Source organism: Natronoglycomyces albus, assembly GCF_016925535.1.
In the GTDB taxonomy this organism is placed as follows: domain Bacteria; phylum Actinomycetota; class Actinomycetes; order Mycobacteriales; family Micromonosporaceae; genus Natronoglycomyces; species Natronoglycomyces albus.
Genome location: NZ_CP070496.1, coordinates 2,765,100 through 2,780,677, shown reverse-complemented (window position 1 = coordinate 2,780,677; position 15,578 = coordinate 2,765,100). Strand labels below are relative to the sequence as shown.

Sequence of the window (15,578 nt, the reverse complement as noted above, 5' to 3'; positions counted from 1 at the left end):
GCTTTGCGAAGCCACCGGTTATCCACAGGCGGAAAAATTCCTTAGTGTCCCCGTAACCGCCCTTTCGTTATTTCGTGCATGACAACTATTCACACCGAATCACCAGCGGTCGCCAACGCACACTTGCGAAAGGAACCGGCCCCTCACACCGGGAAACAACCAAGAGAATCGCGCGCTCATTCCGGCGGCGCGCCAAAACATAGCCAAAGCCCGGCTCCCCAAGCATGGCAGCCCCGGGTTCGAGGAGACGGAACCCAAGCCGGCTCCGATCTCACTGCGTTTGCTGCCGGCGACACCGAATGGGAGCGCTGCTGCCAGGAAACGATCGACACGTGCGACGGCTCAGTCCCGCAGCGCGTGTCGCGGTTGGGGCTATCGCGCAACAACGTTGAGACACCACCCTCTCCACCGGATGCCAAGGAACAGGCAAGCACCGTCTTCGCTAGCGAATCATCTGGCCTCTCGCGCGGGCCGCACACGAGAGGCCAGGTCGTTGCGCAGGCCATCCAGCGGCGTTTGCCCCCTCGTTTGCGAATGGCGCTGTCTGGAACAAACCGGGCCGTCCTTGTCGTCGTCACTCTGATCGCCATCGCCACCGGGTTTTCAGTAGCGGCTCTTTCGTGGCCGAAACCAGCCGACCCTCCCTCCGCCACAGCTGCGCCAGTGGCAGCACCGATGGATACGGTTCAGACGACCATTGTCGTCTCCGTCGCGGGCGCCGTCGTTAATCCTGGAATCGTGGAAGTGCCCGATGGCGCGCGAGTAGCCGATGCCATCAAGGAAGCCGGAGGCTTGGTAGATGGTGCCGACCCCGGAATGCTCAATCTTGCTCGCATCCTCAACGACGGTGACTTGATAGCGGTCCTCGACGTGGAAGCAGATACCGATGAAGGACACCCGTCCTCAGGCGGCCCGGCGGGAGTGAATGTGAACGCGGCCAGCGCCACCGAACTGACAGCGCTCAACGGGGTGGGACCAGTCACGGCAGAGCGCATTGTGGAGTTCCGGGATCAGAATGGCTCGTTCCAATCGGCTGAGGATCTCTTGCAAGTGAGTGGGATCGGCCCCGCCATGTTGGAAAAGTTCCGCGACGACATCATCTTGTGACCGCTATATCGCCCGGCAACAGCTGATGTTTGGGCGTGCTCTCAAACGTAGGGGAGCTAGTGCGGTGAGCGTGAGGACATTGATGTCGTCGTCATCGACCCGCCCCAACTCGAAGTCGAGGAAATGCACGCGCCAATAGTGGCGAAGCGGGTCAAGAACGGGGGATTAGTGATATCGAATGGCCACGTGCGGCATCGGGCCGAACCGGACTGGACGATGTGGAGGGATACTCGCCTCCTGCTGGTCGCTTGTGGGGTGTGGGCAGCGTGTTTGTTCGGGCTTCACACTTCAGGGTTTGTCGCGGTCATGGTTGCGCTGGCAGCATTGGGCCTATCTTTTCTGGCTGGTACGGGGCCGGTTCGGAGCGCGATATCAACCCTGGCGTTTGGCATTGTGTTGGGTTCGATCGTGGTGTCGTTGCATGTGGCCGCTCGGGATGCGGAACCGCTGGCGACCTGGGCCAAACGTGGAGAAACGGGATCGGCTCAGGTGAGGCTGACTGAGCATCCTCGTGAACTGGCGCGGAACCCAGGTTATGTCCGAGTCGCGGCACGGTTGGAGGCATTCTCTGCGAATAATGGAGTCGAAAGCGACATCGAGGGCCAGTATCGCGTGCTGCTCATCGGCAGGGCTGAGGACTGGCAGGCAACCGAGAACAGCCATATTGACCCCTCAGCACCTACCTCAGTAGACCCAGGCGGTGGCGACGATCCACAGCTCGCCGCGGGCCGGCAGACACTGTCCTTCACCGCCGGTGACACTGTGGTCGTCGAGGCGCAATTGCAGCACCCCGAGCGCGGGCAGTTGCTCTCGGCTGTCATCTTTTCTCGCGGTCCACCCCAGATGGTGAGCGCCGCCGGATGGTGGCAACGGTGGGCAAATACGCTCCATCAGGGTCTGCATACGGCAACGGCAGGTCTCACCGACGATGAGGCTGGCCTTATCGCCGGTCTTGCTCTCGGTGACGCGTCCGCCATGAGTCTCGAGCTCATTGAGGACTTCCGCACTACCGGTCTGGCACACCTAGTCGTGACGTCCGGGTACCACACCAACCTCGTTCTTGGCGTGGTGCTTCTCATCGCCGCAGCGGCGCGGGCGGGGCCAGTAGCGCGGCTGGTCCTCGGAGTTGCGGCGCTGGTGGCGTTCATCGTCATTGTCGGGCCGCAGCCGCCGGTGATGCGGGCTGCCGCCATGGCCACCATTGTGCTCATCGCCTTCGCCTTGGGCCGGCCAAGCTCAGGTCTATCGGCATTGAGCGGGGCCGTCACATTGCTGTTGCTACTTGACCCCGGCCTGTCTGCCCAGTGGGGATTCGCCCTGTCGGTGTCAGCCTGCGTCGGGCTCATCGGGTTCGCGTTTCGCTGGGCTCGTCGCCTCGAACACAGAGGATGGCCACGGCTGGTAGCTCTAGCCGTGACGATTCCCGTGGCCGCCCAGGCCGCACTCACGCCTCTCCTTGTCGCCATCGGTGGTGAGGTCAGCCTGGTGGCGATTCCGGTCAACATGGCGGCAACCCTGGTGGCAGCCCCAGCTGTGGTGCTTTCCGTTGCGACAGTGGCATCGGCGGCAATATGGATGCCGGTGGGGGAGCTGGTGGCTCAGATGGCGGCTCTTCCAGCGCGGTGGCTCATGTTTCTCTCTCAGACTGGGGCGAGTGTTCCTGGCGGCACGGTGGCCTGGCCATCGGGAACTTTGTGGGCGATCGCGCTAGGGGCTCTGATCGTGTCCGTGCTCATTGCGCTGCGATTCGCCACGCCGCGTCGGTGGATCGTTGCGGTGAGCTTGATCGGAGTGCTGCTGTCTCCGGTGATGTGGCTAGGGAATACCTCATATCCCGACGGATGGGTACTGACCATGTGCGACGTGGGGCAAGGCGATGCGATCGTGCTCCCGGGTCGAGACGACGGCGTGATTGTGGTCGACGTCGGCCCCAACGACGAGGACATCGACCAATGCCTCGAAGACTTGGACGTTCGGCACATCGACCTGATCGTGGTGAGCCACTTCCACATGGATCACGTTGGAGGCATCCGGGGAGCCTTGCGGGGACGCGGTGTCGATGCGATCTTGGTGCCCCCTCCCGCTGGAGCCGAAGACGGCCACGCCATGATGGCCGATTCGTTTGAGCACCTACCCCCGCTGGCAGAACAAACTCGATCCTCACCCCAATCCGGAGTATCCGCGAGACCGAATCCCTCTCAGAGCCGTAATTCCTCCGCAGAGGTCATCGCCGCCGAGGCGGGCCAGACTTTTGAAATCGGAGAGACCACGATCGAGGTTCTCGCACCGTTGGGTGGCGAATGGAGAGGAACACGCTCGGATTCGAACAACAACTCCGTGGTTGTCGCCGCGCACACTGCGGGGGTACGGACCCTATTGACGGGAGATATCGAGATCGAAGCTCAACGGGAACTGATGCAAGCGCGACTCGACCTCGACTCCGACATCCTCAAAGTGCCACATCATGGCTCGAAGTACTCCAAAGAGACTTTCTTCGACGCCGTTGACGCCCAAGTCGCTCTCATTGGCGTGGGAGAGAACAACACCTATGGGCATCCCGACCCCGACATGCTCCGCAGATTCTCACAGGGAGGTGTGCTGGTGAAACGTACTGACATCTATGGAACCGTCACCATCACAGCTAAGAATGGGCAACTACTCATTCAGGATTCGTCGTGACCGCTGACCGCTCACGAGTTTCATTGACCAATGGGTACCCAATTCGAAGAAATTTGAGAGACCACCGTGTACAACGCCTATGCCCAAAGAGATTCCCCGAAAGGAGTACACGACCACAGACAGTGTGCCCACCTCGCAGTAACGTGGGCGTATCAGATGGCAACGCCTCTGCCGATACGACGCTGGTTCACCTACGATTTCAATGGCAACCGCAAACATGCAAGGATAGAACCGTGGCCTCAATAGCAGCAATTCGCCTAATTCTGGGTGACGAAGAACTTCTCGCCGAGCGTGCCGCCAGCGAATTCACTGCTGCGGTAACCCAGGAAGACCCCGACGCTGCTGTCCATCGCGTCGCGGGCGGTGACCTCACCTCGGGTCGATTCACCGAGATCACCAGTCCCACGCTGCTTGGTGGAGCCACCATCGCCATCGTCGAAGACGCGCAGAACGTGCCCAAAGACGTGGGCGAGGTGGTCGCAAAGTACGCCTCGCAGCCCGAACCTGACGTCTACTTGGCCCTGTGCCACGCCGGGGGCAACAAAGGTAAGGCACTGGCCGAAAAGCTCCGCAAAATGGCAGAGAGCAAAGGCCCCAGCACTGTGGAAATGGTGCGAGCCTCGAAAATCAAACGAGCGATGGACCGCACGGCCTTCGTCCGGGGCGAGCTTAAAGCCGCCGGGGCTTCCCCCCGTTCGGCCTCGGCCGACATTGCCGATACCATCATCGCCGCCGTCGGCACCGATCTGCGCGAACTGGCCAGCGCCTGCGCCCAACTGGTGGCAGACACCGAAGGCAACCTCAGCATCGAGGCTGTCGGCCGTTACTACCAGGGCCGGGCCGAAGTCACCGGATTTGCCGTCGCAGACGCCGCAGTCTCAGGCCGCACCAGCGAAGCATTGGCGTCATTGCGCTGGGCGATGCAAATTGGGGTCGATCCGGTTCCCTTGGCCGACGCCCTCGCCATGTCGGTACGCAGTGTTTCCCGGGTGGTCGGTGAGCGAGGTGGATCTCAGCAGATCGCTAAATCCTTGGGTATGGCTCCGTGGCAGATCGACAAGGCTCGCAAACTCGCCCGTGGCTGGACCGCCGTGGGGCTGGCCGAGGCGATGCAGGTGTGCGCAAACGTTAACGCCGACGTCAAGGGCGGCATGGAAGATCGGGGATGGGCGCTGGAACGCGCAATTCTGGCCATTGGCTCGGCACGGGAAGGGGCCTGACGTGACCGAGTATCGTACGGGCCGGGTGACGCCGCCTCGCAAGCAAACACATCAAACTTTCTATGCGCGAGCGTTGCGGCTAAAGAACATCCGACTGTCTAGCGCCTGGTCCGTTGTGTTCTTTGAGGGCAGCGTGGCATTGGCGGTCCTGCTGGCTTTGACTGAGCAGGTGTCGTGGTGGGTGGTGCTCGCATTGCCGTTGGCGGTCGCCGCGATGGTGAAGATCAATGACGTCATCGCGGGGGCGACGAAACATCCAGGTGGGACGTGAAGGGTCTCAAGCCTGCGGTAGCGGTGGGGTGGGGCGGACCGGCTTGGAATCCAGCCTTCCCCGAGCACAACTAGCTGCTTGAGTCCGCATATTTCTTTCATTCTGCTTTTATTTGCCCACAATGAAAAACCCCGCCGGGGAGGCGGGGTTTTCTCGTCTGCAATGAGGTTGGGTCAACCTTTGGGTAAAGTGGTGACCCAACCTCGACGATGGTACGGCGTTAAAGCTGATCGCTCGCTAGCTGAAAACGAAAGTTCGACCCGGCATCAGCCGTATCACACGCTTCTTAGCCAGGCTAGGCGAGAACAAGATCGAGTGCGCGAGCCTTGATTGCTTTGCAAGCCTGCGACTGTGTACGCCTCTTTTTGGACGGCAACAGTTGCGCTCCTAAATTAGGCGCTGGTCTTTTCCAGCTTGTTGAACTGCTGGTGCAAGGCGGACTTGCGGTTGGCCGCCTGGTTTTTGTGGATAACGCCCTTGCTCACTGCCTTGTCCAGCAGTCGGGTAGCGTTACGCAGTTCAGCCTGGGCGGCGGCCTTGTCGTCGGCTGCCGACGCCTCACGGAACTTCCGGATGGCGGTCTTCAGCGACGACTTCACGGCCTTGTTCCGCAGCCGGGCCTTTTCGTTTTGCCGGTTGCGCTTGATCTGGGACTTAATGTTCGCCACGCGTGAAGCCTCGGTCTCGATTCGAAGATGTGTTTTCTGGATTGAGTGGGTATTACGCGGCCGTGCTGCAACCGGCCGCCTCAGCGACCAGGTTCCAGAGATACGCACGTGCGCAATCCACGCAGCTAACAACGTTACCAGGAGACGAGTGCCACAGGCGGTCAGGGCCGGTCTGTATGACCTGCGCGGGAACGGTGATATCGGGGCCCGCATCGCTACTTTGGCATGTTTTCGGCCTGGACTGGATCCGGGCATACCTACACACACGTAGGCAAACGCTCCCCTTGCTAAAAGGGGGTGAGCACACAAGTGACCAGAGGCCAACTGTGCCCCAGGAGCGCATAAGGCAGAATTGTGATACGCCCGCAGCATTGACGAACTCGAACAGTAAGAAAGGCTAACGTGACTTACGCGCCTGGCTCGACGGATCCCGCAGCGATCCGTAACTTCAGCATCATTGCGCACATCGACCACGGCAAGTCCACGCTAGCCGACCGGATGTTGCAGATCACCGGAGTGGTCGATGAGCGCAAAATGCGTGCCCAATACCTCGACCGTATGGACATCGAGCGCGAGCGCGGCATCACGATTAAGAGCCAGGCCGTTCGTATGCCATGGACGGCCCGGTCTGGGCCCAATGCTGGTACCGAGTTCGTCCTGAACATGATCGACACTCCTGGCCACGTGGACTTCACCTACGAAGTTTCCCGATCGTTGGCCGCCTGCGAGGGTGCGTTGCTTCTGGTCGACGCGGCCCAAGGTATCGAGGCGCAGACGTTGGCCAACTTGTACTTGGCGATGGAGAACGACCTGGAGATCATCCCGGTCCTCAATAAGATCGACTTGCCTGCCGCGCAGCCGGAACGCTATGCGGAGGAACTGGCAAATCTGGTTGGCGGTGACCCTGATGACTGCTTCCAGGTTTCGGGTAAGACCGGAGCGGGGGTCGAGGAACTGTTGGACGCCATCGTCACGCGGTTCCGTCCTCCGGTCGGTGATGCTGACGCCCCGGCCCGGGCGATGATCTTTGACTCTGTTTACGACACGTATCGCGGTGTGGTCACGTATGTGCGAGTGATTGACGGTGAGCTCAAGGCGCGTGACAAGGCCCGCATGATGTCGACTCGTACCGACCACGAGCTATTGGAACTGGGTGTCATCTCCCCTGAGCCGATCAAGTCCAGTGCTATCGGGGTAGGCGAGGTCGGTTATCTGATCACCGGGGTGAAGGACGTTCGCCAGTCGAAGGTCGGTGACACGGTCACGAATGCCCGTCGTCCCGCTGAGGATGCTCTCGCTGGATACAAAGAGGCGAAGCCGATGGTCTTCTCGGGCTTGTACCCGATCGATGGCTCCGACTACTCCAATTTGCGGGAAGCTCTAGAGAAACTTCAACTCAACGACGCGGCTTTGCAATTCGAGCCCGAGACGTCCGCGGCGCTCGGTTTCGGTTTCCGCTGTGGATTCTTGGGGCTGCTGCACCTGGAGATCATCCGCGAACGCCTCGAACGAGAGTCCAACCTTGACTTGATCTCGACGGCTCCGAACGTGGTCTACCAGGTCACGATGGAAGACGGTACGGAAATTGAGGTCACGAACCCCAGTGAGTTCCCCGAGGGGAAAAACGAGTCGGTCCTAGAGCCCATGGTCAAGGCTACGATCTTGACGCCCTCGGAGTACGTTGGCGCGATCATGGAGCTGTGCCAGTCCCGGCGCGGAAACATGGAGGGCATGGACTATCTCTCGCCCGAGCGGGTCGAACTGCGCTACACCTTGCCGATGGCCGAAATCGTCTTTGACTTTTTCGACAACTTGAAGTCGCGCACCAAAGGGTATGCGTCGATGGACTATGAGCGTTCCGGCGAGCAGCAGGCGGACCTGGTCAAGGTCGATATCTTGCTGCAAGGGGAACGGGTGGACGCGTTTTCGGCGATCGTGCACCGCGATCACGCCTATGCCTATGGGGTGCGCTTGGCGGAGCGCCTGAAGAAGCTCATTCCTCGTCAGCAATTCGAGGTACCGATTCAAGCCGCGATCGGTTCGCGGGTGATCGCGCGCGAGAACATTCGCGCGATGCGCAAAGACGTGCTGGCCAAGTGCTACGGCGGTGACATTAGCCGTAAGCGCAAGCTGCTGGAGAAGCAAAAGGAAGGTAAGAAGCGGATGAAGACGGTGGGGCGGGTAGACGTCCCACAAGAGGCTTTCATCGCAGCGTTGCGCACGGACGAGAACTAGGTTGTTTGTCTCCTAGCCGTGAGACGAACGCCGAGGGTGGGCGTTGAACGGTTTTGGCTTTGATGTGCTGGTGTGGGGTGTTCGGCGGGCGCCGAACACCCCACACCGCTGTTAGAGCTGGGGTCTGTGGGGTATCGGGATTACTCCGGTACCACCCAGTCTGGGGACTTCTTAGCCAGGAATGATTGGACTCCGTGGCGTCCCTCCTCGCCGAGGAAGAACTCGGTTGATGTCTTCGCCGCTGCTTCTAGTTCGCCGCGGACATCCTCGTGTGCGCTGAGCAACCGCTTCACGCCTGCCTGGGCGCCGGGGGCGCCTTGCAACAGATCAGTGACGAAACCGTTGACTGTGGCTTCGACGTCCGCGGCTGGCACCGACCGTGTCACGAGGCCGGTGGCCTCGGCCCGGCGGCCGTCGAACGTCGAACCGGTCAAAAACAGTTCCCTCGCGTCGGTGGCACGAATCTTGCGGAGTACCACCGGCGCGATCACCGCTGGTACGACACCGAGTCGAACCTCGGTGAACGCCAGGGTGGCCTCGGCCGCGCACACTGAAATATCGGCGGCGGCTACCAAACCGAGCCCGCCTCCGCGAACGGGGCCACTGATTGACGCGATCACTGTTTTCGGACATTCCCAGATCGCGGCCAGTACTTGGGGCAGCGCGGCCGCGGGCAGTTCGCCCGCCGCCTGACACTGGGCCGTCGCGGCCAAGTCGACCCCGGCACAGAAGACACGACCGGTGTGGGTAAGGACAACAACACGTACCTCCTCGTCGCCGCTAGCGCGGTGTAGGGCCGCTTCAAGCTGCGCGAGGAGCTCATTGGAGAGCGCGTTGCGATGTGTAGGGCTGTCGAGGGTTATCGTGGCCACGCCGTCGGCGGCCTCATACTTGACGAACGTTTCCGAAGTTGCACCTGCCATAGAGCTACCGTAATAGGTGTGACTAAGCGCATGACCGCCTCCTCCTCATCGACGCCGTACGGCACAGGTGGCGACGAGAACGCCAGTATGATGTCGAACCCAGCCGGTGGACAGAAGCCGTTGGGCCCGGACTGGTTGTCCTCGGCCGCCGCCTCGCCAGAGGTGAGTTCGGCGGGCTTTGGCTTCTATGTCCACGTGCCCTTTTGCGCTTCCCGGTGTGGTTACTGCGATTTCAACACCTATACGGCCACAGAGCTAGGCCCGGGGGTGTCCCGGGAGGCATATGCCCAGCAGGTGCGTGCTGAGATCCGGCTTGCCGCCGCTCGGTTCCCCACCGTGCCCAAGGTCGATACCGTCTTTTTCGGCGGAGGGACGCCGACGTTGCTTCCCGCTGGGGATCTTGTCGCCATCTTGGGCGAGATTCGCGATCAGTTTGGATTGGCTGCGGACGCTGAAGTTACCACTGAGGCCAATCCGGAGTCGGTCAGCGCCGATTACCTGCGCCAGCTGCGCCAGGGCGGTTTCACTCGCCTTTCCTTGGGGATGCAATCAACCGCATCGCATGTGCTGACCATTCTTGATCGGCAACACTCACCTCAACGGGCACTGGACGCGGTCGGCTGGGCCCGATCGGCTGGTTTCGACCATGTCAGCCTTGACCTCATCTATGGAACTCCTGGTGAGACGGCTGCCGATTTTGAGAACACCCTGCGGGCCGTCATTGACTCGGGCGTCGACCATGTCTCGGCCTACGCTCTCATCATTGAGCAAGGCACGGCCCTGGCTCGTCGGGTCCGCCGCAATGAGGTTCCTCAGCCCAGCGACGATGTGGCGGCCGACCGTTATCTTGCTGCCGAGAAGCTGCTCACCCAGGCAGGTTTCACTTGGTATGAGGTGTCCAATTGGGCTCGCTCCGACAGCGACCACTGCCGACACAACCTCCAGTATTGGCGGGGTGGCCACTGGTGGGGTGCCGGGCCCGGCGCGCATTCGTCCCTGCCTGGTGTGCGTTGGTGGAACGTTAAACACCCGGCCCGCTATGCGGCGGCCCTGTCAGAGTCGCGATTGCCCATCGAAGATCACGAAAGCCTTACAGTTGACGATCAATATTTGGAGACTGTGATGCTTCGGACTCGTCTCAGGGACGGGATGCGGGTATCGTCGCTGCGAGAAGATGGTATTGCCGCAGCTAGGCAGGTCGTTGCCGACGGTCTGGCCGATGCGGATGCCTTCGAAGAGGGCACGATCCAGTTGACGTTGCCCGGTCGGCTGCTAGCTGACGCGGTCATTCGCGACCTCACCACCTGAAACACCCTCATACTTAAAGCCTGGCTTAGGTGTGGCCCGCGGTGAGGAGGGCGGGGATGAGGTCCCTAACCGGAGTCGGTGCGAACCATGCCCCACCAGCGTGGGTGGGCACCGGCAGTGACCAGCGTTTGCGAACCCGCGGTCAGATGTCCGCAAAGTGCGATAACGCCGGCAAGTGAGCCTAGGAATAGCGAGAAATTGCCATTCCCCTCAACCATGAGCCACCACAGCAGGAAAGAAACCTCGAAACAAGCACGTAATCCCTATCTGTGCGTCTTGCCCAATTCCACAGTTCGCCCGAACGTGAACGTGCCAGTGCGCACCGCGTTTCCCATGGAGGGAATCCACCTCATGTCACCTCTGGACCCAGATGCCGCTTTGCCCGCCCCCACCTCGCCACCACGGGCACGTCTCGCCCGCCGCAGCCTGCTCACCACCGTGCCCGCCCTGGCCGTGGTCGCTGCCTGCTCCTCAGAGGAGGAACCCACCGATCTGGGAGGTGAGGGCGGTGCCGAGTCCATGCCCCCCTCCCCAGAACCGTCTCCAGAGCCCGAAGACACCACCATCCGCATAACCCACGTCGGTGACACCGTGCTCGGGGCGGCACCCGACCAGCTCCCCGCCAATGGCGGAGTCGACTTCTTCGACGAGGTCGTCGACCACCTAGAAGGCGACGTGGTCATCGCCAACCTCGAAGGCGCGCTTTCCTTGCGCGACGACTGGGTCAAATGCGAAGGAAGCTGCTCGTACTTCCGTATGCCTCCCGAATACGCGGCCATCTTCGCCGATGCCGGTTTCGACGTGCTCAATGTCGCGAACAATCACGCTTGGGACGCCGGCCCCGATGGCGCGGCCGAAACCGAGCAGGCCGTGGCAGACGCGGGCATGAAACTCACCGGCATGCAAGGCCAGATCACACAGATCGAGGTGGAGGGAGTCACCGTCGCGACGGTCGGTTTCGCCCCCTACTACATGTTCACCGACGTACGCGATCTCGACGCGGTTGCCGCACTGGTCCGCGCGGCTTCCGAGGTTGCCGACATCGTGGTGGCGACGGCTCACCTCGGAGCCGAGGGTGTGGACGCCCGCCGCACCCCAGAGGGGACCGAGGAGTACTTGGGAGAGGACCGTGGCAACACGGTGGCCTTCGCCCGCACCTGTATCGACAACGGCGCCCACCTCGTGGTCGGACACGGACCTCACGTCATCCGGGGCATGGAGATGTACAACGGCGGACTCATCGCCTACAGCATCGGCAACTTTGGCGGCTCTGTTCTCAACGGGACCGGCATTCTCGGGCTGGGCGCGATCCTGCAAGTCGATATCGACCCCGACACGGGCCACGTGGTCGGCGGCCATATCGTGCCCACTCGCATGGCCGGTGACGGCCGCCCCACGCTCGATGCCGAGCAGGGCACCTTTGCCGAGGTCAATGAGCTATCTCCTGCGGACTTCGGTGAGAACGCCGTCACTGTCTCCGACGATGGAGTGCTCCAGTTCCCCGGTGATGACCAGGCGTTATGCCTCGGCGCCGGGTCAGTCACAGGCTCGGGCTAAACTTGGCACTCTAGGGCGTTGAGTGCCAAAATTAAGTGATGCGGATCCGGGCTCAGCACGGTGTTCGCCGAAGCCGAACGGGGGACGTCTCGATCGCGCCCCTAAACCGGACAGGCACAACTAGCAGGAAGGTAGTGACTCGATGGACGACCGCAAGCTAGAAGTTTTGCGCGCCATCGTTGAGGGCTACGTCGCCACCCATGAACCCGTTGGTTCAAAGACTGTCGTGGAGAACCAGCGGCTCAGCGTCTCCGCGGCCACGGTGCGCAACGATATGGCCTACCTGGAAGAACTGGGCTATATACATCAGCCACACACCTCAGCCGGACGTATTCCCACCGACAAGGGCTATCGACTGTTCGTCGACCGGCTCGGCAAGATCAAGCCGCTATCGGCCGCCGAACGGCGCGCCGTGCATCGGCTCCTCGGAGAAGCCATCGACCTCGACGACGTCGTCTTGCGCACCGTGCGGCTGCTCAGCCAGCTCACCCACCAAGTCGCCGTCGTGCAGTACCCGTCCTTGTCCCGCTCGCGGGTACGCCACCTCGAGTTGGTGTCCATGTCCCCGCGTCGGCTCATGCTCGTCATGATTGCCGACACAGGGCGAGTCGAACAACGTCACGTCGAACTTCCCACCGACACCTCTGAAGCCGACGTGACCGCCATCCGCAGCCTCATCAACGAAAAACTCGTCGGGCAACCACTCTCGGAGACGCCGCCGCTCATATACGCGCTGGCCGATGAATGTCGCCCCGAGTTGCGCACGACCGTCGAAGCGCTCTCCAACATGTTGTTGGAGACACTCGTGGAACGGCGAGACGAACGTTTGGCTGTGGCAGGGGCCGCCAACCTCACCCGCACCGATTTCGAAGGCGGGCTGCGATCCATCCTGGAGGCTTTGGAGGAGGAAGTCGTGCTCATGCAACTGCTAGGGCACGTCGACCACACCGCAATGCTGCAAGTTCGCATCGGTGATGAGAACGAAAACGCCAACTTCCACGCCACCTCCGTGGTCGCCACTGGCTACGGGGCCGGTACCCCAGTGGGGAATATGGGAGTTGTCGGACCGACCCGCATGGATTATCCGGGTACTATCGCTGCGGTGCGAGCGGTAGCCCGCTACGTATCCGAAATCTTGGAACAAAACCAGTAAACCCACTACGAAGAGACTGATGAGTACACACGTGGCTAAGGACTACTACGGGATTCTCGGGGTGGAAAAAAATGCCACTGCCGATGAGTTGAAAAAGGCTTACCGGAAGCTGGCGCGCGAATTCCACCCGGACGTGAACGACTCGCCTGACTCGGCTGACAAGTTCAAGGAGATCAACGCGGCCTTCGAGGTGCTCATGGACCCGCAAAAGCGGGCCATCGTCGATGCCGGGGGCGACCCGTACGCACAGCCCGGTGCGGGCGGTGGGCCTGGCGCGGGCGGTCCGTTCATGGGGTTCGAAGACATCATGGACGCCTTCTTCGGAGGCGGGGGAATGGGCGCGGGAATGCGGCGCGGTCCGCGTTCGCGCAAGCGGCCCGGCAACGACGCACTGTTGCGCCTGGACCTGTCGTTGGAGGAAGTCGCGTTTGGGACCGAAGCCCCGATTACGGTCGACACCGCGATCTTGTGTGACGGATGCGACGGGCACGGTGCCGAAGGCAATGAGAAGCCCGAGTCGTGCTCGACCTGTGGCGGGGCCGGTGAAGTGCACGTGGTGCAGCGTACGATCCTTGGCCAGGTACGCACCGCGCGTCCCTGTTCGGCGTGCTCCGGTTACGGAAGCATCATCAAGAGCCCCTGCGGCAAGTGTGGCGGCGAGGGCCGGGTGCGGTCGCGCCGGAAGATCACTGTCAAGGTTCCCTCCGGGGTCGAAGACGGCATGCGCATTCGTCTTGGCGGCGAAGGAGAAATTGGGCCCGGTGGCGGTGAAGCCGGTGACTTGTACGTTGAGGTGCGGGAGAAGCCACATGAGGTCTTTACCCGGGAGGGTTCGGACCTGTACAGCAAGATCCGCATCCCCATGACGGCCGCCGCGTTGGGCACGAAGCTGGACTTGGAGGGTTTGGACGGGGAAAAGGACGAGATCGAAGTCTCGCCAGGAACCCAGTCGGGAACCGTCATCAAGGTGCGCGGCAAGGGCGTCCCGAAGCTACGCGGTGGCGGTGCTCGCGGGGACTTGCACGTGAAACTTGAGGTACGTACGCCCACCAAGATCGATGGTGAACAGGAAGAGCTGCTCAAGCGCCTCGCCAAAGTCCGTGACGAGGAAATCGTCGAGGTTAAGCAGGGCTCGGGTTTTTTCGCACGGATGCGTGATGCGTTTAACGGTCATTCGTAACGGTTCACCATCCGGGCAATATGGCTGGCCGCTGGCCATGCGATTCAGCGGCTTTGGGGCCATCCAACCTGAGCGCCGTGACGTGACTGGTCAGGCGTCATTCACCGTGGTCAGCGGTGGCTCAGGAAGAGCTCGGAGCCTACCTCGTGGGCTCCTGCTTGGCATACCAAGACGTACGTGGGCGCGGTGCCGATCTTTATCGATGGGCACCGCCGTCTCATCCCTTCTCGACCGGGGAGGGCCAGCCTGAAGATTTCTATCGCCGCGCCCCCGCAAGGGCTCACAGGTGGCCTCAAAGGCCGATGTCATCGCCTGTGAATTAACGGCACCAAAGGGCGCGGCCGGTCAGCCTCGAGGTTCGCCTTTGCCAAACCAACGCCGACCATCCGCGCGCCACCCTCCCGCGGTGACGCCAGGCTGGCGGAGGACTCACTGTGACTTCGGATAAGCCGATCTGTTCAGTAACCTGGCAAGATCGCACCGACAGTCCCCGTTGCGACCACACCATGGGCAGGCCTGCCCCGGCACGTACAAGGAGAAACAACACGTGAGCGAACCGGTCTTCCTCATCAAGGCGCTTCCCGCGACCGACCAGGCCACCTTGGACGGCCCCGAGGGACATCATGCCGCAGATGTGCAACGCCTGCGAGTGGGCGAGAAGCTCACGCTCTCCGACGGCAGTGGCCATCTAGCCGACGCCGAGGTCACCGCAGTCCGCAAGGGCGAGCTTGACCTCCTCCTGAGCCACCGGCGGACAATTCCCGCCCCCAACCCTCGCTTGATCGTCGCCCAGGCTCTCCCCAAAGGAGACCGGGGAGAGCGCGCCACCCAAATGATGACCGAGATCGGCGTTGACGAGATCATTCCGTGGCAATCGGCCCGCTCCATCACTCAATGGAAGGGACCCCGGGGCGAAAAATCCCGCCAAAAGTGGGTCAATGTCGCCCGCGAAGCCTCTAAACAGGCCCGCCGTGCCACGTTGCCGACCATCGCTGAAGTCCACACCACCAAACAACTGGTCCAACGCCTGCGCGAAGCCACCCAAGTGCTCCTTCTCCACGAGGAAGCCACTGAGCCGCTCTCCGGGGTCTCCCTGGTTGGTGACGGCGACATCATCCTCATCATTGGGCCCGAAGGCTCCCTGACTCCAGAGGAGCTGGCCGCCTTTACCCAGTTTGGCGCGCCGATCCGTCTGGGCCAGACGGTCTTGCGCACCTCCACTGCGGGCCCAGCCGCGCTATCGGTTTTGCAGTCCCGCCTAGGCCGCTGGTAACCGG

General features: G+C 61.8%; 12 protein-coding genes. 10 read left to right on the top strand and 2 right to left on the bottom strand.

Going from position 1 to position 15,578, the window contains the following annotated elements; all coding sequences use genetic code 11:
• Positions 1-78: 78 nt before the first annotated feature.
• The 4 genes from JQS30_RS11915 to JQS30_RS11900 all read left to right on the top strand — a co-directional run bounded on the left by JQS30_RS11915 (position 79) and on the right by JQS30_RS11900 (position 5,277).
• Positions 79-1,107, top strand: a complete 1,029-nt coding sequence (locus JQS30_RS11915) for a ComEA family DNA-binding protein (protein ID WP_213170479.1) — start codon at positions 79-81, stop codon at positions 1,105-1,107.
• Between the two features lie 186 nt (positions 1,108-1,293).
• Complete coding sequence (locus JQS30_RS11910) at positions 1,294-3,786, top strand: DNA internalization-related competence protein ComEC/Rec2 (protein WP_213170478.1); 2,493 nt, start codon at positions 1,294-1,296, stop codon at positions 3,784-3,786.
• Positions 3,787-4,019: 233 nt separating this feature from the next.
• Positions 4,020-5,006, top strand: a complete 987-nt coding sequence (holA, locus tag JQS30_RS11905; RefSeq protein WP_213170477.1) for a DNA polymerase III subunit delta — start codon at positions 4,020-4,022, stop codon at positions 5,004-5,006.
• A gap of 1 nt (position 5,007) precedes the next feature.
• Positions 5,008-5,277: a hypothetical protein gene (locus tag JQS30_RS11900; RefSeq protein WP_213170476.1), complete on the top strand. Its 270-nt coding sequence runs from the start codon at positions 5,008-5,010 to the stop codon at positions 5,275-5,277.
• Positions 5,278-5,669: 392 nt separating this feature from the next.
• Here JQS30_RS11900 and rpsT read toward each other — a convergent pair whose 3' ends face one another.
• Positions 5,670-5,945, bottom strand: coding sequence for a 30S ribosomal protein S20 (rpsT, locus tag JQS30_RS11895; protein ID WP_213170475.1), 276 nt, complete (start codon positions 5,943-5,945; stop codon positions 5,670-5,672).
• A 402-nt stretch (positions 5,946-6,347) separates the two neighbouring features.
• On the opposite strand from rpsT, the gene lepA reads away from it, so the two are divergent.
• Positions 6,348-8,180 (top strand): translation elongation factor 4, encoded by a 1,833-nt coding sequence (gene lepA / locus JQS30_RS11890; RefSeq protein WP_213170474.1) that lies wholly within the window; start codon positions 6,348-6,350, stop codon positions 8,178-8,180.
• 140 nt (positions 8,181-8,320) lie between these two features.
• On the opposite strand, the gene JQS30_RS11885 is transcribed toward lepA, so the two are convergent.
• Complete coding sequence (locus JQS30_RS11885; RefSeq protein WP_213170473.1) at positions 8,321-9,103, bottom strand: enoyl-CoA hydratase-related protein; 783 nt, start codon at positions 9,101-9,103, stop codon at positions 8,321-8,323.
• A gap of 90 nt (positions 9,104-9,193) precedes the next feature.
• Between JQS30_RS11885 and hemW the strand changes: the two genes are divergently transcribed.
• From hemW to JQS30_RS11860, 5 genes are all read left to right on the top strand, one after another.
• Positions 9,194-10,411 carry a radical SAM family heme chaperone HemW gene (gene hemW / locus JQS30_RS11880; RefSeq protein WP_213173074.1) on the top strand — a complete coding sequence of 406 codons (1,218 nt, stop codon included), beginning with the start codon at positions 9,194-9,196 and terminating at the stop codon, positions 10,409-10,411.
• A gap of 351 nt (positions 10,412-10,762) precedes the next feature.
• Entirely contained in the window at positions 10,763-11,968 is a 1,206-nt protein-coding gene (locus tag JQS30_RS11875; protein WP_213170472.1) for a CapA family protein, read from the top strand.
• A 142-nt stretch (positions 11,969-12,110) separates the two neighbouring features.
• On the top strand, positions 12,111-13,121 hold the full coding sequence (gene hrcA, locus JQS30_RS11870) for a heat-inducible transcriptional repressor HrcA (protein ID WP_213170471.1): 1,011 nt from the start codon (positions 12,111-12,113) through the stop codon (positions 13,119-13,121).
• 31 nt (positions 13,122-13,152) lie between these two features.
• A complete protein-coding gene (dnaJ, locus tag JQS30_RS11865) occupies positions 13,153-14,301 on the top strand; it encodes a molecular chaperone DnaJ (RefSeq protein WP_343076219.1) in 1,149 nt (382 codons plus the stop codon).
• 547 nt (positions 14,302-14,848) lie between these two features.
• Complete coding sequence (locus JQS30_RS11860) at positions 14,849-15,574, top strand: 16S rRNA (uracil(1498)-N(3))-methyltransferase (RefSeq protein ID WP_213170469.1); 726 nt, start codon at positions 14,849-14,851, stop codon at positions 15,572-15,574.
• Positions 15,575-15,578: the final 4 nt, after the last annotated feature.